This window comes from Micromonospora sp. NPDC049559, assembly GCF_040676675.1.
In the GTDB taxonomy this organism is placed as follows: Bacteria; Actinomycetota; Actinomycetes; order Mycobacteriales; family Micromonosporaceae; genus JBFAPK01.
On the sequence record NZ_JBFAPK010000041.1, the window covers coordinates 25,914 to 42,863 of the forward strand.

A 16,950-nucleotide genomic window follows, 5' to 3' on the forward strand; every position below is an offset into this window, starting at 1 on the left:
GCGCCGCCCCCCCCCCCTAGCCCCGGGGGCCCGCCCCCCCCCCCACCCCCCCACCCCCCCCCCCCCCCCCCCCCCACCCCCCCCCCCCCCCCGGGGCCCCCCCCCCCCCCCCCCCACAACCCGTCGCATCCGGCGCTCGCCGGGTGCGGTCAGGGGCGGAAGGCGGCGAGGACGAGGTCCGCGTACCGCCGCCAGACGGCCGGGTCGTGCTCGTCCAGCACGATGAGCTGGCGGAGCACGCCACAGAGGACGACGCGGACATCGAGGACGCCGGCGTCCGGGCGGACGAGACCGGAGCCCTTCGCGGCCTCGACCAGCCGGCCGATCAGCTCGACGATCCGGGCGGCGGGAACGAGCCGGGCTTCGAGCAGCACCGCCGCGAGGCCGCGGTCGCGGGAGAGCCGATCGAACAGGTCCGGCACGTAGTCGGCGAACGCGCGGTAGGCGTCGTCGGCGGCGAGGGCTGCCTGCGTACGGGCCTCCAGCTCGCCGAAGTTCTCCCGCGCGACGGCCAGCACCAGCTCGTCCTTGGTCGGGTAGCTGCGGTAGACGGTCGCGCGCCCGACTCCCGCCCGCGCGGCCACCTCGGGCACGGTTACCTCCAGCCCGCGCTCGGCGAACAGCTCCCGGGCCGCCGCCAGCACGCGCCCGTGGTTGCGCAGCGCGTCCGCGCGTCGCGGCACGGTTCCCGTCGCGGTCGTATCGGATTCCGGCGCATCACGGCGCCCCTGGTCAGTCGACGACGTCAAAGCCGGTCTCGTACACCCGCTGGAAGCGGCCGTCCTCGGCCAGCGTCGCGAAGTAGTACATCTCCCGGTGCACGACCGTCCCGTCGGTCAACGTCATCCGGTACCGGTGCCGCTCGGCGTAGTGCGCGCCGTCGTACAGCTCGTCGAGCACGGTGACCTCGCCCTCGGCGACCCGGTCGCGGATGCCGGCGACCATCTGCGCGAACTCCGCGCGGTCGCGCGTCCGGCCGTCGCTGTGGTGGACCAGGTCCGGCGCGTAGTACCGGTCGAGGGCCTCGGACAGTTCGAGGCGGGGCGCGAACGCCACGTCGCGGATGGCGTCGCTGATGCGTACCGGTGTCACAGGCAACCTCCATAGCTATCCGGACTCGCGTGTCCGGTTGTCGGTGACAGTACCGGACAGGCGAGTCCGGTACCGAGTGAGGTGTGCGACACGCCGCTTGACCTGCCCAGATGTGCTTGATTGTTTTCGGTGGATTCCGGTTATGTGCCATTAACCGCGCTTGTACGGTCGGGGTAGGTTGTCGATCATTTGCGAGGTGCCGGTATGGCGGTAACCTGGACTCGACGGATGCAACGGGCGATAATATATCGAATCGGGCTACGGGTAACAGGACGCCATGACGGGCGATGACACGGGTACGACCAAGCCCTACCTCGCGGGTCTCGACGGACTGCGCGCCATCGCCGTCACCGCCGTCGTCCTCTACCACCTCTTTCCCGCGCTGCTGCCCGGCGGCTTCGTCGGTGTCGACGTCTTCTTCGTCATCAGCGGCTTTCTGATCACGACACTGCTCCTCGCCGAACACGCCCGGACGGGACGCGTCCGCCTGCGGGAGTTCTGGGTACGACGAGCCCGCCGGCTCCTGCCGGCGCTCTTCCTCGTGATCGGCGTCGCCTCCTCGGTCGCGCTGCTCGTCGGCGGCGACGTGCTCGTCGGCCTCGACCGCCAGATCGTCGGCGCGGGTACGTTCACCAACAACTGGCTGGAGATGGCGGCGGGCTCCGACTATTTCGACGCCACGACCCTGCACGTCTTCACCAATTTCTGGTCGCTCGCGGTCGAGGAACAGTTCTACGCCGTCTGGCCGTTCGTCGTCGTCGGGCTGCTCGGCCTCCCCGTCCTGGCGTGGCGGCACCGCGCCGGCGCGCTGACCGCACTGCTCCTGGCGCTCGGCTCCGCCGCCTGGATGGCCGTCGTCTTCGACGGCGCCAACGCGACCCGCGTCCACTACGGCACGGACACCCACGCCGTCGGGCTCATGCTCGGCGCGGCGCTCGCCTTCCGGCGCGACCGCCGCCACGCCACGCCGACCGGCGATCCCGGGTCCGGCCCGGCGCGGCGCCGGCTCACCCAGGCGCTCGGCCTGCTCTCGCTCGCGGCGCTGGTCGGGCTCATGATCTGGCTGCCGGAACGGGCCGCCGTCACCTATCGCGGCGGTCTCGCGCTGGCGAGCCTGCTGACGGCCGTGGTCATCGTGGCGAGCGTCGGCCAGCGGGGCGTGCTGCGGCGCCTCCTCGAATCCGCGCCGCTGAGGTGGCTCGGCCTCCACTCCTACGGCATCTACCTCTGGCACTGGCCGGTGATCGTCCTACTGCGACACGCGCTGCCGGCGGACGTACCCGGGTCGACGACGGCCCTCGTCGCGGGCGTGGCGACGCTCGCCGCGGCGGCGGCCAGCTACCGGCACCTTGAGGAGCCCGTCCGCCGGCTCGGCGTACGGGCCTTCCTGCGGCGTGGCGTACGCAAGGAGGCGATCGTCGCCGGGCGGTCCGGGACGGGGTGGCGCCTGCCCGCCCACCCGTTCCTGCTGGTCGCCTGCGCGCTCGTGGCCATGACGACGGCCGCCGTCGTCGGCGCGCCCGCCACCACCCAGGCGCAGCGGCAGGTGGCGGAGGGGCAGCGGGTGATCGCGCACGCGGGTCCGGTCCCGGCGCGGCGGCCCGAGCAGCACCCGGCGGCCACCTCGACGCCCCCGGCGCCGCTCGCGCCGCAGCCCTACCACCCGATCACCGGCAGCAGCATCACGCTGGTCGGCGACTCGGTGGCGCTGGCCAGCGCGGGCGAGCTGCAGGCCCGGTTCCCGGGCATCTACATCGACGCCAAGGTGTCGCGCTCCATGCGCCAGGGCGGGCTGGAGACCATCGAGCGGCTGCGGTCGGCGGGCAGCCTGCGCCGCGTCCTCGTCGTCGCGCTCGGGACGAACGGCGCCTTCGGCGACGGGAACCTGGACCGGCTGCTGAGCGAGGTCGGCAAGGAGCGGAAGGTCGTCTTCGTGACGGCCCACGCGGCCCGGGACTGGGTGCGCGCGAACAACGACGCGCTGCGCGCGGTCGTCGGGCGGTACCCGAACGTACGCGTCGCCGAGTGGGACGCCGCCATCCGCGCGCGCCCGGGTGGCCTCGCCTCCGACGGCATCCACCCGAACCGCGTCGGTGTCGCGATCTACGCGGACTGCGTCCAGGCGGCGCTCGCCCAGATGAAGCAGTAGCCGTGGTGGCGAACATCTGCCGTGTTTGCCTTCGAGTGCGCTCGAAGCCCTAGCGTCATGATCATGAGTGACCTGCTGTTGGACAAGACGAGGGTGCTGGTGACCGGCGGTACGAGCGGGCTGGGACTCGCCATGGCGTCGGCGCTGGCCGAGGCGGGGGCGACGGTCGCGGTGACCGGCCGCTCCGGCGAGCGCGCCAGCGCCGTCGCCGCCGAACTGCCGGGCGCGTTCGGCATCGAACTGGATGTACGGGACGAGGCGTCGGTGGCCGGCGCGGTCGACGAGGCGTGGTCGCGGCTCGGCGGGATCGACCTGTTGGTGAACAACGCCGGGCTTGGCATGCGTACGGTCAACCCGCACTTCATGACCCGCCCCCAGGGCTTCTGGGAGGTGCCGGCCAGCGGCTTCCGCGCGGTGGTGGAGACCAACCTGACCGGCTATTTCCTGGTGGCGCGCGAGGTCACGCCCCGGATGCTGGCCGCGGGCGGTGGCCGCATCGTCAACATCTCGGTGAGCGAATCGACCATGAGCCGGACCGGCTTCGTCCCGTACGGGCCGTCGCGCGCCGGCAGCGAGTCGCTCTCCCGGATCATGGCCGCCGACCTGCTGGGCACGGGCGTCACCGTCAACCTGCTGCTGCCGGGAGGTCCCACCGTCACGGGAATGCTGCCGCCGGACGCCGTACCCCGCGCGGGCCGGTTCCTGGAGGCCGCGGTGATGGGCCCGCCCATCGTCTGGCTGGCCTCGGCGGCGGCGGCCGGCGTGCACGACGAGCGCATCGTCGCCGTCGAGTTCGAGCGCTGGCTCGCCGAGCGCCGCGCCGACGGGTGACCCGGGCGCCGCGCCGACGGGTGACCCGGTAGCGCCGGCTCGGCCCGCCGGACGGCCGCTCCGGACCGGCGCGAGCCGGCCCCGCCCGCCGTCGGGCGAGCGGGGCCGGCGAGCGTCGCCGGGCGGGCGGCCCGGGACGGTCGGCGAGCACGGGTCGGGTCAGACCCAGGAGGTGAAGGAGTTGAAGAATCGGTACGGGGCGGGATTGCCGGCGTTGTCGAAGCAGAGCACGTCGACCTCGGCGTCCGAGCCGACGTGTGACCACGGCTGGGTGAGGTGGCAGTAGTGCGGGCCCTCGCCGAACGCGGTGACCTGGCTGTGCGTCTCGGCCAGGCCGAGGAACGGGTACTTCACCAGGTAGCGTCCGGGCGGGGCGATGGCGCCGATGCCGTTGAAGCCGAACCCGCCGGCCGGGTAGTTGAAGTTGGTCTGTCCGGCGCCGGCGGACCAGACGTAGCCGAAGTACTTCGGCGGCCCGAACGAGCCGAAGACGGCCCGCTCGCGGTGGTACGAGAGGGTGAACTCGCTGGACGCCAGCACCCCGGTCGCGTCGAAGCAGAAGACCGTGGCGATGATGTCGGTACCGCTGGCCGACCAGCTGAACACCTTGCAGCGGCGCGGCGCCGCGTTCGGGTGTACGGCGCTGACCTGAAGGTTGCCGGCGAGCGCGGCCAGCGAGCCGACGCCGCCGAGCCGCACCTGGTACTGCCCCGGCGGACCGGGCACCACGGCGACCCCGCCACCCGTCGAGTTGTACCACTGGACGAGGCCGCCCGCGCCGTACTGGAGCGAGGCGTAGCTGCCGGAGCCGGCCGGTAGCACCCCGGTGCTCAGCGTCCAGAGCACCGTGAACGGGGTGTCGTCCCGGGCGCCGCCCGGCTTGAAGCACTGCACGTCGACGATCTCGTCCACCCCGGACTGGTACCAGCGGACGATGTCGCAGTAGTGGCCCGTCCGGTTCACCGGGGTGACGTGGACGTTGCCTCGCGAACCGGTGCCGACCTGCGGGAACTTCACCAGGAAGCGGCCGGGTGCGAGCCACATCCCCTCGGCGGAGAGCCCGGGGAAGGCGGTCTTCCAGCTGCCCCACTGCCGGGTCGGGTCGAGCACCGTCCAGACCGGCGCCGTCGGGTTGTCGACGTAGGCGTATCCCCACCGGTCCGCGGTGGCGGCCCGGGCCGGGCCGGTGGGGCCGAGCGCGCTGGCCACCAGGGCGGCGACCAGCGTGGTGGCGATGACGATGGGACGGAATCGCATCACTCCTCCGTTCGTACGCGCGACAGGTGGAGTGATCGTGCCCAACCCGCAACGGCGACCGCTGTCGGGTTGGGCACTCTGCGTGATCCGATATCCGCCGCGATCCGGTACGCACCGGACGGGCGCGCCGTGCGGCGTCAGCTGACCGCCGTGCGGCGTCAGCTCCCGGGCTTCGGAAACGCGACCGGGCTGCGGTAGCCGTTGCGCCCGACCGCCCGTACGCCGAAGAAGACGTTGTCCTTCGACAGGTCGACGGTCGCCTCGGTGACGTCGCCGACCGGCAGCACCCGCTGCCACTCCGACGCGGTCGTCTCCCGCCACACCAGCTCGTACCCGGCCAGGTCCGGCTCGGTGCCGCGCTGCCAGCGCAGGGTGGTGTCGTTCGTCAGCGAGGTGGTCAGCACGGTCGTGTTCTTCGGGGTGCCGGGTGCCTGGGCGAGCGACCAGAGGACCGCCCCGTTGACCCTGGCGACCCGGGTGATGTACCCGAAGTCGCAGAACTCCGGCAGGTCGCCGTACTGCTTGCCGTCGACCACCCGGACGTCCTGGTGCTGGTGGGCGAAGTCCTCGTGCGGTTCGGTGAAGCGGCCGGCGGGCCAGCCCTCGCGCAGGAACGAGATGTGGTCGCTGCCGCGCAGGTAGCGGTCCCGGCGGTAGATCACCCAGACGTCCATGCCGGTGGCGCCGTTGCTGGCCACGTCGCAGGCGAAGCGGGCGAGCTGGCGCGAGGGGGAGTCGTTCTCGCCGCCGACCGACTGGCGGGTGGACGCCTCGGCCGGGGTCTCCGCGGTCGGCACGCCCTCGGCGAAGAGCCGGACCCGGTACGGGTCGCGCGTACCGTCGTCGGCCTTGCTGCTGCCCACGATGTCGTTGCTGAACATGCCCTGCACGTCCGCGCCGGCCGCCTTGAGCTGCTTGGCCAGGTAGGTCGAGCCGTACAGGTTCTGCTCCTCGCCGGCGACGGCGGCGAAGACGATGGTGGCGGCGGTGGGGCGGGTCGCCAGCACCCGGGCCAGCTCCATCACGACCGCCACGCCCGACGCGTCGTCGTCGGCGCCCGGCGCGTCGCTGGTCGCGTCCATCACGTCGGTGCAGCGCGAGTCGTAGTGTCCGGTGATCACGTAGACCCGCTCGGGGGAGGTCTGGCCGCGCAGCGTGGCGACCACGTTGGTGATCTTCGTGGGTACGGGGATCCGGGTGGCCGGCTCCTGGACGTACGACTGGAGTTCGACCGTCATCCGACCGTTCGAGCGGGCCGCGTAGCCCCGCATCTCCTGGAAGATCCAGTCCCGGGCGGCGCCGATGCCCCGCTCGGGATCGTCCTGGCTCGACAGGGTGTGCCGGGTACCGAACGCGGCGAGCCGGCGGACGGTCGCCTCGATCCGGCGCTGGTCGACCTCGCGCAGCAGCTCCCGGAGTTCCCGGTCGGGGGACTGCGCGGTCACCCGGCGGCCCGGGTCCCGCTCGTCGGAGCGCCCGTCGGCGCGCTCGGCGGCGGTGGCGGGCTCCGCGAGCAGCGGTACGGCGACCGCCGCCGCGGAGGCGGACAGGAAGGTACGGCGCGACGACCTCGTGGGCTCGACGCCCTCGTGTGCGGGGGTTGGCATACGTCGCATGCCATCAACGATCGAGACGATTGTCAATGAATCGTTTCGGGTCGGCGGCCGGGTTTGCCCGGGAGGCCGAGGTTTGCCCGGCTTCCCGCCGGGAACGGCACACCTCATGACGAAACCACGTGTCGTGATCGTCGGAGCCGGCTTCGCCGGTTACCACGCGGCGAAGCGCCTGGTCCGGCTCGCGGGCGGCCGTGCCGAGATCATCCTGTTGAACCCCACCGACTACTTCCTCTACCTGCCGCTGCTGCCCGAGGTCGCGGCCGGCATCCTCGAACCCACCCGGATCTCGGTACCGCTCGCCCGGACGCTCGACGGGGTGCGGATCGTCATCGGCGAGGCGAACCGGATCGACCTGCGCGAGCGCCGGGTCGGCTACACCGGGCCCGAGGGCGACCCCGGCGAGCTGAGCTACGACCGGCTGATCATCTCGGTGGGCAGCGTGAACAAGCTGCTGCCGATCCCCGGCGTCACCGAGCACGCGCACGGCTTCCGGGGTTTGCCCGAGGCGCTGTACCTGCACGACCACATCGTCAGCCAGCTCGAACTGGCCAGCGGCCTGGCGGACACCGCCGAACGCGACGCCCGCTGCACCTTCGTGGTGGTCGGCGCCGGGTACACCGGTACCGAGGTGGCCGCGCACGGGCAGCTCTTCACCGACGCGCTGGCCGCGCAGAACCCGTGGCTGAACACCCGGCCCCGGTGGATGCTGCTCGACGTGGCCGAGCGGGTGCTGCCCGAGCTGGACCCGCGGATGTCGGAGACCGCCCACCGGGTGCTCACCTCGCGGGGCGTGGACGTGCGCTGCGGCACCTCGGTGAAGGAGGCCACCGCCGACGGGGTACGCCTCAGCGACGGCGAGTACGTCCGTACCCGCTCGCTGATCTGGTGCGTCGGGGTACGCCCCGACCCGCTCGTCGCCGAACTGGGACTGCGTACGGAGAAGGGCCGGCTCGTGGTGGACGAGTTCCTCAACGTACCGGGCTTCCCGGAGGTCTTCGCCTGCGGCGACGCCGCCGCCGTGCCGGACCTGACCCGCCCCGGCGAGGTGACCGCGATGACCGCCCAGCACGCCGAGCGGCAGGGCAAGCTGGCCGCGCACAACGTCGCCGCCTCGTACGGTCAGGGGCGCCGGCGGGCGTACCGCCACCACGACCTGGGCTTCGTGGTGGACCTCGGCGGGATCGACGCCGCCGCCAACCCGCTGCAGGTGCCGCTCTCCGGGCTGGCCGCCAAGGCCGTGACCCGCGGCTACCACCTCTACTCGATGCCCGCCAACCGGGCCCGGGTCGGCGCGGACTGGCTGCTGGACGCGGTGCAGTCCCGGCAGAACGTACGGCTGGGGCTGGTGCCGGCGAACGTGGTACCGCTGGAGAGCGCCTCGCCGGAGGTCCCCGCCCTGCGCCGCTGAGCCTGATGGCCCGGTGGCCCGAGTCGCCGGCCCGAGTCGCCGGCCCGAGTCGCCGGCCCGAGTCGCCGGCCCGAGTCGCCGGCCCGAGTCGCCCGGTAGTCCGGGGAGGGGCACCGACCTGCGCCCGCGCCGGACCGGTGCCGACCGTGCGCCCGCGCCGGACCGGCACCGGCGGGGCGCACGACCGGGGCTGCCCCGGACGTCAGGAGCAGCCCCAGCTCTCCTGGACCTGGATCGTGACCGGGACGCTATCCGTCCGCACCCCGTCCGACGCCGTCAGCTCCGGTTGGTAGACCCCGAACGGCAGCGGGGGCAGGGTCATCGCGATCAGGTTGAGCGCGGCGTGGCCGTCGCTCGATCCGGGCGGGATCGGTGCGTGCGGCAGGCTCGTGGTCGTGCCGGCGGGCAGGTTCCGCGCCCCGACCTCGATGGGCGTCGACCACTCGCCCTTGATGGTGATCCAGAAGTACGTCCACCAGGTCTGGCCGGCCGGGATACAGATGCGCTGTCCGATGTTGCTCAGCTGCCACGTCTCGGTCGGGGTGGTGCGATCCGCCGCCACGGCCGGCTGGCCGCCGACGAGTGCGAGGGTCACCGCGGTGACCAGCCCGAGCGCCAGCCGGGCGACGCCGAAGGTCGATCGCGACATCGAGGCCTCCAAGGCTCGTTCGACGGGCGGCCGACCCCAGCGTCGTCGTCACAAGACTCACCGCCCTGGATACGACAGCCTGCCGTCGCGGTTTCAGAGAAAACTCAAAGTGGTCGGGCCGGAGCGGGCGTCGACGGTCACCGCAGGGCCATGCCGGGGATGCGGGCCCGGACCGCCTCGAGCTCGGCCTCGTCCGAGATGCCCTGGAAGTCGTACCGGGGCGTGTACGGCGCCTCGAGCGCGCGCACCTCGTCGTCGGTCAGCGCGACGTCCAGCGAGGCGAGGGCGTCGTCGATCTGGTGCACCGAGCCGGCCCCGACCAGCGGGGCGGTGACGACGGGCTGGCGGCGCAGCCACGCCAGGGCGATCTGGGCGCGGCTCACGCCACGGGCGTCGGCGATCCGCCCGACCGCGTCCACGATCGCGCGGTTCGACGCCTCCTCCGCCGGCGTGTACAGCCAGTCGGCGTACGACCCGTCCGTCGCGGAGCGTGCCGTGGACTTCGCGTCGTCCCAGGCCCGGGCGAGCCGGCCGCGGGCCAGCGGGCTCCAGACGACGGTGCCGACGCCCTCGTCGAGGCAGAGCGGGATCATCTCGCGCTCCTCCTCGCGGGCGAGCAGGTTGTAGTGGTTCTGCATCGAGACGAACCGCGCCCAGCCGTGCCGCTGCTGCAGGTGCAGGGCCTTCGCGAACTCCCAGGCGGGCATCGAGGAGGCGCCGAGGTAGCGCACCTTGCCGGCCTGCACGAGGTCGTCGAGCGCGTCGAGGGTCTCCTCCAGCGGCGTCGCGTGGTCGTTGCGGTGGATCTGGTAGAGGTCGATGTAGTCGGTGCCGAGCCGCCGGAGCGAGTGGTCGACCTCGGTCATGATCGCCTTGCGGGAGAGGCCCCGGCCGTTGGGGCCGGGCCGCATCGGGTGCCGCAGCTTGGTGGCGATCACCACCTCGTCGCGGTTCGCGAAGTCCCTGAGCGCCCGGCCCAGGATCTCCTCGCTCGACCCGAGCGAGTACAGGTTCGCGGTGTCGAAGAAGTTGATCCCGGCTTCCAGCGCGTGCCTGATGAGCGGCCGGCTGCTCTCCTCGTCCAGCGACCAGACCGGGTGGCCGCGGTCGGGGTCGCCGTAGGTCATCGCCCCGATGGCGATCGGGGAGACGTCGAGGCCGGTGGTGCCGAGCTTGATGTACCGCATGATGACTCCCATAGAGTATCCGGAGAGGTCTCCAGATAAGGTACTGGAGAAGTCTCCGGATAGCAAGGAAGATCGCTTCCACCGGACACCAACCCGGCACGGCACGGGCTCAGGGCTCCCCGGACGCGGGTGGCGGTCGTACGGGCGGCGGCGGTACCCCGTCCGGCGGGCCGCCCCGCGCGTAGCGCAGCTCCCGGTAGACGATCTGGATGATCCCGGCTGCCGGAATGGCGAGCAGCGCGCCGAGAATCCCGGCCAGCTCGGTGGCGAGCAGGACGCTGACCAGCACGGTGAGCGGGCTGAGCCGTACCGTCCGGGCCAGGATCAGCGGTTGCAGCACGTGGTTCTCGAAGAGCTGGTACAGGATGAAGAAGACCAGCACGATGATGCCGGCCCGGGTCGAGTGAATGAGGCCGGCGCCGACCGCGACCGCGCCGCCGATCGCCGCCCCGATCAGCGGCAGCAGGTCCGCGACCGCCACCAGCAGGGCGATCACCCCGGCGTACGGCACCCCGGCGATGGCCAGCGTCAGGAAGGTCAGCACGCCGCAGATCAGGCTGATCAGCAGGTTGCCGCTGAGGTAGCCGGTGACGGTCCGGGCGCACTCCTGGCCGACCCGCCGCAGCCGCCGGCCGCGCTCGTCGTTGACCAGGCCGAGCGTGTTCTCCACGAACCGGGGCGCCTGGAGCACCATCAGGTACGCCAGCACCGCCACGGTGATCGTACCGGCCACGGAGGTGACCGCCCCGCGCAGCACGTTCACGGTCGGCTGCTGCAACCGGGACAGGTTGTCGCGGATCTGGTCCTGGTGCGCCTCGATGAAGCGTTGCAGGTGCAGCCGTTGCAGGATGTGACCGATCGGGCCCTTGCCGGCCGGTGCCTCGCGTACCAGCTGGGGCAGGTTCGCGATCGCGGCGCTGGCCTGGTCCACCAGCGGGATGATGATCACCGCGGTGAGGGCCGCGAGCAGCACCAGGGCGGCGAGGAAGACCAGCAGGGTGGCGATCGTGCGCCGATGCACCACGTGCCGCTGGGTCCAGTTCACCACGGGGTTCAGCGCCACCGCGAAGAAGACCGCGATGATGATCCAGATCAGGATCCGCTGGGTGGCGTAGACGAAGAGCAGGACCAGCAGGGTGGCGAGCAGGAGACCGATGCTGATCAAGACCCGGCGCGCCGTGACCCGGTCGTCGGCTCCGAGCATCCGCACCCTCAGGCGAGGCCCGCGCCGGCCTCGTCGATCGCCTCGTCCACCCGGTGGGCGAGGTCGACGTCCACGGCGGTGACCGCGTTGATGCTCTTGGTCCGTACGGTGATCACCGCGGTGTTCGGCTCCGGGCGCCCGATGCTCGGGGCCCGCCCGACGCTGGGCCGGTAGCCGGACTCGCCGGCCAGCCCGTCGAGGCGCGCCAGCACCCGGTCGAGGCTGTCCGGTGGGAGGATCACGGTACGCGACAGCGACTCCCGCCCACCCGACCAGTACGGCAGTTCGGCCAGGGCGGCGCGCAGCTCGTCGTCGGTGAGCGCGACGGTCGGCCGGCCGTCCGGCTCGACCAGGCCGCCGCCGGCCCCCGGGGGAGCCAGCAGCTCCCGCAGGCCGGTCGGCAGGTCGAGCGACTCCATCAGCGCCCCGTCCCGGTCGGCGATCGCGCTCAGCGTCGCCTGCGCCTGGTAGCGGGCCTGTTCCGGGGTACGGCGGCTCAGCCGGGCGATCTCCTCCAGGAAGCCGGCCAGGTCGGGGCGGCGGTTGGCGGCGTCCGCCGGCAGGTCCTCCTGCAACTCGGTGGGTACCGCGTCGAGCAGCCGCTGCCGGCCGGCCTCGTCGAGCGCCTGGGCCAGTACCAGCACGGTGGCCTCGGCGGCGGCTCGGGCCTGTTCGAAGTCGACTCCGGCGCGGCGCCCCACGTCGGTGACCAGGTCCCGGTACCGGATGGCGCCCGGGGCGGGCAGCGCGGTGGCCTCGTCCGGCCGCGGCCGGGTCGGCTCGACCGGCGGCGCGGGCGTCTCCGGCGGCAGAGCGCCGCGCCCGGGAACGGGCTTGCGACCCCCGACCGGCGGTGGTCCGTCCCGTTCGGACCGGTCCCGGGTGTTGATCTGTTTCGAGGAGCCGAACGTGGCGCCCGTGCCGGCGGGCTGCTGGCCCTGCTGGCGTGCCTGCCGGGCCAGCGCGCGGCGGCGCTGGTTGTCGCCCTCCATCTGCTTCCTGCCCATGCCTGCGCCTCGCTTCGCACGTCGGTGTCCCGGGCGTCGTGGCGTACGTCGTCGGTGTCCCGGGCGTGGCCCGCGCGGGGTCCGGCCGCGCCGGCTCGTCGCGCCGCTCGTCGCCTTCCCCGGTACGCCTCGGCGAAACGCCGCCCGAGGCGGAGCCCGGCCGACCGGGTGGCCGAGGCGCCGGCGGCGCCGGGCGGTGGCTACGCCGACGGCGGATCACCCGGGCGGGGTGAGGGATGCTCACCCACGGCGACCCCATCATCGAGCTGGACCAGGAGAACTTCCGACGTTCGCGGAAGGGTAGGTCGTCATGAAGAGGATCATCGAGATCGTCCCTGCCAGGCCCGGCTGGTACGCCCGCTGGCGCTTCGCACCCGACGCCACCCGCTCCTATCCCGTGACGGTCTGGGCCCTGGTGGAGGACACCGAGCAGGCCAGCCGTGAGGTGGTCGGGGTCGACTCGATCGGGCAGTGGCCGGGCGGGGACGACAACGAGGCGGGCGCGGACTTCGTCCGCTACCTCTTCCAACCACCGGAGACGGGCGAGCCCGACGACGCCCACCAGCGCACGCGGAGCACCTCCGGCAGCGGCGTACCGCCCTCGCTGCTGGAGCCGGCGACCTGACCGACATCCCGGCGCCGCCCCACCGGTGGGGCGGGACGAACCCCGGTACGTGGTTTCCGGCAACGGCGCCGGGGGCCACGTACCGGTCCGTTTCGGGGGGAAGGGTCCAGCCGGCCCGTTGCGGTGGGCCCATTTCGGGCGAGCGACCCGTGCCGGCCGGTTCCGACTAGCTAGATGATCGGCAGCGGGGTCGGGCCGGTCGGCGGCGGGAAGGCGCGGTCGAGTTCGGCGAGGTCGTCGGGGGTGAGGTCGATCCGGAGGGCGGCGTGGTTCTGCCGTACGTGCTCGACGTTGCCCGCCCTCGGGATGGCGCAGACCCCGTCCTGGTGCAGGACCCAGGCCAGACCCACCTGGGCGGGCGTGGCGTCGTGCCGCTCGGCGACGGTGCGCAGCGCCGGATGGTCGAGCATCCGGCCCCGCTCCAGCGGCGAGTAGGCCATCACCGGCAGGTGTGCCTCCCGGCAGCGGGGGAGCAGGTCCCATTCGATGCTCCGCCGGGCGAGGTTGTAGAGGACCTGGTCGGTCTCGACGGCGGTACCGCCGGAAATGGCGGTCAGCTCCGACAAGTCCGGTACGTCGAAATTGCTCACTCCCCAGTGCCGGATCTTTCCCTGGGCGATCAGACTGTTGAACGTCTCGACCGTCTCGTCCAATGCCGAGGCGCCCCGCCAGTGCAGCAGGTACAGGTCGATCCGGTCCGTACCGAGCCGCCGCAGGCTGCGCTCGCAGGCGTCGGCGGCGCCCGTGCCGGCCGCGTTCTCGGCCGAGACCTTGGTGATCAGGAAGACGTCCTCGCGCCGGTTGCCGAGCGCCGTGCCGACGAGCGTCTCGGCGTTGCCGTCGGCGTACGACTCGGCCGTGTCGATGACGGTGAGCCCGAGGTCGATGCCGGTACGCAGCGCGTCGATCTCGTCGTCCCGGCGCCCCGGGTCCTCGCCGAGCCCCCAGGTGCCCTGGCCGAGCCGCGGAATAGCCTCCCGGGACGGGAACGTGATGGTGGAGTTCTCCGGCTGTGTCATGAGGTCTCCTTGGACACCGCCGCCGTACGGCGCTACCGTGCGGCCGTCTGACAGCGCGCGCCTTCCCGCCGTCGACCGGGACAAACACCAGGTGAACGCCGATACGCGGGCTTACGCTTAGTACCGGTGAAACGGACGCAACGTAGTCAACGCCGTTATTGGCGCTTAACGCGCTAAACGACATTTATATGTAGGTATCACCCGGCTCTCCGCCTACTCTCCACTGAGCAAAGAGGAGCGGAAAGGAGCGGGAGATGCGCGACCAAGAGTGGCGTTGAATAGCCGGGCCATCGCCTTCCGTGCCGGTTCGTGAGACGCTGAGCAACAACAGCCAGCCGGCAGTTCGACACATGGCGAGAAGGTCCCCACGATGCGTGATAGCGAGGCCGACGGCCGGGTCATCCCGATCGTCGGCCTCGTCGTCTCCGGAGCGCTGCTCTGTCTCATCTGGGCGGTGACCCACCTCCCCCCACCGGTACCGGCGCGGACCCTGCTCTATCCGCTGCTCGTGACCACTCTGGTCGCCGTGGCGAACGGCTGGGTCATCCGCACCGAGATCCGCAGCGCCCAGTCCGTCTCCACCACCAGCGCGGCCGTGCTGGTCGGCGTCACCATCCTGCCCGCACCGTGGCTGGTGCTCTGCACCGCGGTCGGCATCGCGGTCGCGCAGGCCGTGGTCCGGCTCCGGCCGGTGAAGGCGGCGTTCGCCATCGGCAAGGAGACCATCACCGCCACCGCGGCGAGCGCGGCGGCCGGCTGGGCGGGCGCACACCCGGTGCTCGGCTCGGTCGAGCGGCTGGACTCGCTGCGGACCATCCTGATCGGACTCGGCGCGGCGGCGCTCGCGTACGCGGCCGTCGACGAGACGGTGGCCCTGCCGGTGCTCGCCCTCGCCAACCGCACCCCGTGGTGGCAGGTGCTGCGCCGGGGCGTCGAGGTGCGCATAGCGGTGAAGGTCGTCACCATGCTGCTGGCCGCGGCGACCATCGGCGTCATCGCCGTCGACGCGCGGCTGCTCATCGCCACCCCGCTGGTCGTCCTGCTGCTGCACTCCGGCTACAGCCGGCGGCTGCACCTGCGCGAGGAGCGTCTGGCCTGGCGGCGGCTGGCCGAGACCACCGATGCCCTCAACAGCGTCGACCTGGACTCCGTCCTCGGTACCGCCGTGCGCGGCGCCGCCGACCTCTTCTCCGCCCAGTACGTGGCGGTCGAGCTGGGCCCGCCGGGGCGGCGCCGCCTGGTCCGCGGCGACGGCACCGGCATCCGGTACGACGGTCCGGCCGACGCCGCGCCGCCGGCCGACTCCCGGTACGTCGCCATCCCGTTCGGCGCGGAGAACGCCGGCGACGGCCGCGGCGAGCTGCGGCTCGGCCTCGGGGCGGGGAACACCCTCTCCGACCGCGAGCAGTACACGCTGCGGACCTTCGCCGCCGCCCTCTCCACCGCCATCCGCAACGCCACCGCCTACGAGGAGGTGACCCGGCTGGCGGCGCAGCACGCGCACGACGCCGCGCATGACCCGTTGACCGGCCTGGCCAACCGTCGCCAGCTGCACGACCGGCTGGCCGGCGCGCTCTCGGGTCGGGGCGGCCGCTCCGGCGCCGCGCTGCTGCTGATCGACCTGAACCACTTCAAGGAGATCAACGACACGCTGGGGCACGGGGCGGGGGACCGGGTGCTGGTCGAGGTCGCCGACCGGCTGCGTACCGTCGCCTCGGGCGCGCTGGTCGCCCGGCTCGGCGGCGACGAGTTCGCCGTGCTCTTCCCGGGCGTCGCCCCGCCGGCCCGTACCGAACACCGGGCCCGGCAGGTCCTGTCGGTGCTGCGTACCCCGATGGACCTGGACGGGGTACGCGTCAGCGTCGGGGCGAGCGCCGGCCTGGCCACCGCGGGCACCGCCTCCCCGGAGGAACTGCTGCGCCGCGCCGACGTCGCGATGTACCAGGCCAAGGACAGCGGCCACCCCCTGGCCACGTACGCCCGGGGCCGGGACACGGCGGACCTGACCGGCCTGGCGCTCGGCGGCGAGGTCTCCGGCGCGGTCGCCGCCCAGCAGTTCGTGGTCGGCTTCGCCCCCACGGTCGACCTCAGCACCGGGCGGGTCATCGCCGCGGAGGCGGTCGCGAGCTGGGACCACCCGGACCTCGGCCCGCTGGCCCCGGGCCGGTTTCTGGCGCTGGTCGAGCGCTCGGGCCTGCTCGGCGACTTCACCCGGGCGGTGCTCGACGAGTCCCTGGCCGCCGTACGGGCCTGGCAGGACGCCGGGTTCGACCTGCCCGTCGCGGTCACCGTCTCGCCGCGCAGCCTGCTCGACCCGACCTTTCCCGCCCAGCTCCTGGACCGGCTGGAACGGCACCGGGTCGCCGCCGAGCGGCTGGTCGTCGACCTCGTCGACACCACCACCATCGGCAACCTCGACACCGTCGTACGGGTCCTCATGCTGCTGCGCGACGCCGGCGTACGGATCGCCCTGGACGACCTCGGCGCGCCGCGTACCTCGCTGTCGGCGCTGTTCCGGTTGCCGGTGCACCAGGCCAAGATCCATCATGAGCTGGTGGCGGCGGTCAGCGGCGCCCCGAGCGCGGCGCTGCGCTCGCTGGTGGAGCTCGGCCGCAGCCTCAACCTGACCGTCATCGCCGGCGGCCTGGAGAATCCGGAGCACCGCAGCCTGCTCTGGGAGCTGGGCTGCACCGGAGGGCAGGGCAGCCTCTTCGGCGTCACCCCGCTGAGCACGGCCGGCCTGCTGGCCACGCTGCGGCGCGGCTTCGGCGGGGTGCCGGGTGCCCTGGCACCGACCCTGCACCCGGGTGGCAGTGTGGTCAGGTTGGCGAAGCTGCGGCGGATCGGGTCGCGGTGACCGGTCCCGGGCCCGGCGCGACGCCCGGGGCGGACCGGTGCGCCGTGCC

Annotated in this window: 14 protein-coding genes; 5 read left to right on the forward strand and 9 right to left on the reverse strand. The window is 72.9% G+C overall.

The window, feature by feature from the left end:
* Positions 1-149: 149 nt before the first annotated feature.
* Positions 150-683, reverse strand: a complete 534-nt coding sequence (locus AB0J86_RS32120; protein WP_363861420.1) for a helix-turn-helix domain-containing protein — start codon at positions 681-683, stop codon at positions 150-152.
* A 49-nt stretch (positions 684-732) separates the two neighbouring features.
* Positions 733-1,092, reverse strand: coding sequence for a nuclear transport factor 2 family protein (locus AB0J86_RS32125; RefSeq protein ID WP_363861421.1), 360 nt, complete (start codon positions 1,090-1,092; stop codon positions 733-735).
* A gap of 277 nt (positions 1,093-1,369) precedes the next feature.
* On the opposite strand from AB0J86_RS32125, the gene AB0J86_RS32130 reads away from it, so the two are divergent.
* Together AB0J86_RS32130 and AB0J86_RS32135 are read left to right on the forward strand one after the other, a co-directional pair.
* Positions 1,370-3,241: an acyltransferase family protein gene (locus AB0J86_RS32130; RefSeq protein ID WP_363861422.1), complete on the forward strand. Its 1,872-nt coding sequence runs from the start codon at positions 1,370-1,372 to the stop codon at positions 3,239-3,241.
* A gap of 63 nt (positions 3,242-3,304) precedes the next feature.
* The gene (locus AB0J86_RS32135) at positions 3,305-4,072 is read left to right on the forward strand and encodes an SDR family oxidoreductase (RefSeq protein WP_363861423.1); all 768 of its coding nucleotides are present in this window, start codon (positions 3,305-3,307) and stop codon (positions 4,070-4,072) included.
* Positions 4,073-4,231: 159 nt separating this feature from the next.
* Here the strand turns inward: AB0J86_RS32135 and AB0J86_RS32140 are convergent, their stop codons facing one another.
* Together AB0J86_RS32140 and AB0J86_RS32145 are read right to left on the reverse strand one after the other, a co-directional pair.
* On the reverse strand, positions 4,232-5,329 hold the full coding sequence (locus tag AB0J86_RS32140) for a hypothetical protein (protein ID WP_363861424.1): 1,098 nt from the start codon (positions 5,327-5,329) through the stop codon (positions 4,232-4,234).
* Between the two features lie 158 nt (positions 5,330-5,487).
* Entirely contained in the window at positions 5,488-6,945 is a 1,458-nt protein-coding gene (locus AB0J86_RS32145) for a M20/M25/M40 family metallo-hydrolase (protein ID WP_363861425.1), read from the reverse strand.
* 106 nt (positions 6,946-7,051) lie between these two features.
* Here AB0J86_RS32145 and AB0J86_RS32150 point away from each other — a divergent pair, with 106 nt between their 5' ends.
* On the forward strand, positions 7,052-8,353 hold the full coding sequence (locus tag AB0J86_RS32150; protein ID WP_363861426.1) for an NAD(P)/FAD-dependent oxidoreductase: 1,302 nt from the start codon (positions 7,052-7,054) through the stop codon (positions 8,351-8,353).
* A 202-nt stretch (positions 8,354-8,555) separates the two neighbouring features.
* Here AB0J86_RS32150 and AB0J86_RS32155 read toward each other — a convergent pair whose 3' ends face one another.
* The 4 genes from AB0J86_RS32155 to AB0J86_RS32170 all read right to left on the reverse strand — a co-directional run bounded on the left by AB0J86_RS32155 (position 8,556) and on the right by AB0J86_RS32170 (position 12,400).
* Positions 8,556-9,002, reverse strand: coding sequence for a DUF5980 family protein (locus AB0J86_RS32155; RefSeq protein ID WP_363861427.1), 447 nt, complete (start codon positions 9,000-9,002; stop codon positions 8,556-8,558).
* Positions 9,003-9,139: 137 nt separating this feature from the next.
* Complete coding sequence (locus AB0J86_RS32160) at positions 9,140-10,189, reverse strand: aldo/keto reductase (RefSeq protein ID WP_363861428.1); 1,050 nt, start codon at positions 10,187-10,189, stop codon at positions 9,140-9,142.
* A 109-nt stretch (positions 10,190-10,298) separates the two neighbouring features.
* On the reverse strand, positions 10,299-11,393 hold the full coding sequence (locus tag AB0J86_RS32165; protein WP_363861429.1) for an AI-2E family transporter: 1,095 nt from the start codon (positions 11,391-11,393) through the stop codon (positions 10,299-10,301).
* A gap of 8 nt (positions 11,394-11,401) precedes the next feature.
* Positions 11,402-12,400, reverse strand: coding sequence for a DUF2267 domain-containing protein (locus tag AB0J86_RS32170; protein WP_363861430.1), 999 nt, complete (start codon positions 12,398-12,400; stop codon positions 11,402-11,404).
* A 310-nt stretch (positions 12,401-12,710) separates the two neighbouring features.
* Here AB0J86_RS32170 and AB0J86_RS32175 point away from each other — a divergent pair, with 310 nt between their 5' ends.
* Positions 12,711-13,025 (forward strand): hypothetical protein, encoded by a 315-nt coding sequence (locus AB0J86_RS32175; protein WP_363861431.1) that lies wholly within the window; start codon positions 12,711-12,713, stop codon positions 13,023-13,025.
* A 170-nt stretch (positions 13,026-13,195) separates the two neighbouring features.
* On the opposite strand, the gene AB0J86_RS32180 is transcribed toward AB0J86_RS32175, so the two are convergent.
* Positions 13,196-14,044 carry an aldo/keto reductase gene (locus tag AB0J86_RS32180; protein ID WP_363861432.1) on the reverse strand — a complete coding sequence of 283 codons (849 nt, stop codon included), beginning with the start codon at positions 14,042-14,044 and terminating at the stop codon, positions 13,196-13,198.
* A gap of 370 nt (positions 14,045-14,414) precedes the next feature.
* On the opposite strand from AB0J86_RS32180, the gene AB0J86_RS32185 reads away from it, so the two are divergent.
* On the forward strand, positions 14,415-16,901 hold the full coding sequence (locus AB0J86_RS32185; RefSeq protein WP_363861433.1) for an EAL domain-containing protein: 2,487 nt from the start codon (positions 14,415-14,417) through the stop codon (positions 16,899-16,901).
* Positions 16,902-16,950: the final 49 nt, after the last annotated feature.

What these genes read in the sequence shown, in the direction of transcription:
- AB0J86_RS32135 (WP_363861423.1), top strand. Translation starts at nt 3,305, where the DNA reads ATGAGTGACCTGCTGTTGGACAAGACGAGGGTGCTGGTGACCGGCGGT.
- AB0J86_RS32160 (WP_363861428.1), bottom strand. Translation starts at nt 10,189, where the DNA reads ATGCGGTACATCAAGCTCGGCACCACCGGCCTCGACGTCTCCCCGATC.
- AB0J86_RS32150 (WP_363861426.1), top strand. Translation starts at nt 7,052, where the DNA reads ATGACGAAACCACGTGTCGTGATCGTCGGAGCCGGCTTCGCCGGTTAC.
- AB0J86_RS32170 (WP_363861430.1), bottom strand. Translation starts at nt 12,400, where the DNA reads ATGGGCAGGAAGCAGATGGAGGGCGACAACCAGCGCCGCCGCGCGCTG.
- AB0J86_RS32145 (WP_363861425.1), bottom strand. Translation starts at nt 6,945, where the DNA reads ATGCGACGTATGCCAACCCCCGCACACGAGGGCGTCGAGCCCACGAGG.
- AB0J86_RS32180 (WP_363861432.1), bottom strand. Translation starts at nt 14,044, where the DNA reads ATGACACAGCCGGAGAACTCCACCATCACGTTCCCGTCCCGGGAGGCT.
- AB0J86_RS32185 (WP_363861433.1), top strand. Translation starts at nt 14,415, where the DNA reads ATGCGTGATAGCGAGGCCGACGGCCGGGTCATCCCGATCGTCGGCCTC.
- AB0J86_RS32165 (WP_363861429.1), bottom strand. Translation starts at nt 11,393, where the DNA reads ATGCTCGGAGCCGACGACCGGGTCACGGCGCGCCGGGTCTTGATCAGC.
- AB0J86_RS32155 (WP_363861427.1), bottom strand. Translation starts at nt 9,002, where the DNA reads ATGTCGCGATCGACCTTCGGCGTCGCCCGGCTGGCGCTCGGGCTGGTC.
- AB0J86_RS32140 (WP_363861424.1), bottom strand. Translation starts at nt 5,329, where the DNA reads ATGCGATTCCGTCCCATCGTCATCGCCACCACGCTGGTCGCCGCCCTG.
- AB0J86_RS32130 (WP_363861422.1), top strand. Translation starts at nt 1,370, where the DNA reads ATGACGGGCGATGACACGGGTACGACCAAGCCCTACCTCGCGGGTCTC.
- AB0J86_RS32175 (WP_363861431.1), top strand. Translation starts at nt 12,711, where the DNA reads ATGAAGAGGATCATCGAGATCGTCCCTGCCAGGCCCGGCTGGTACGCC.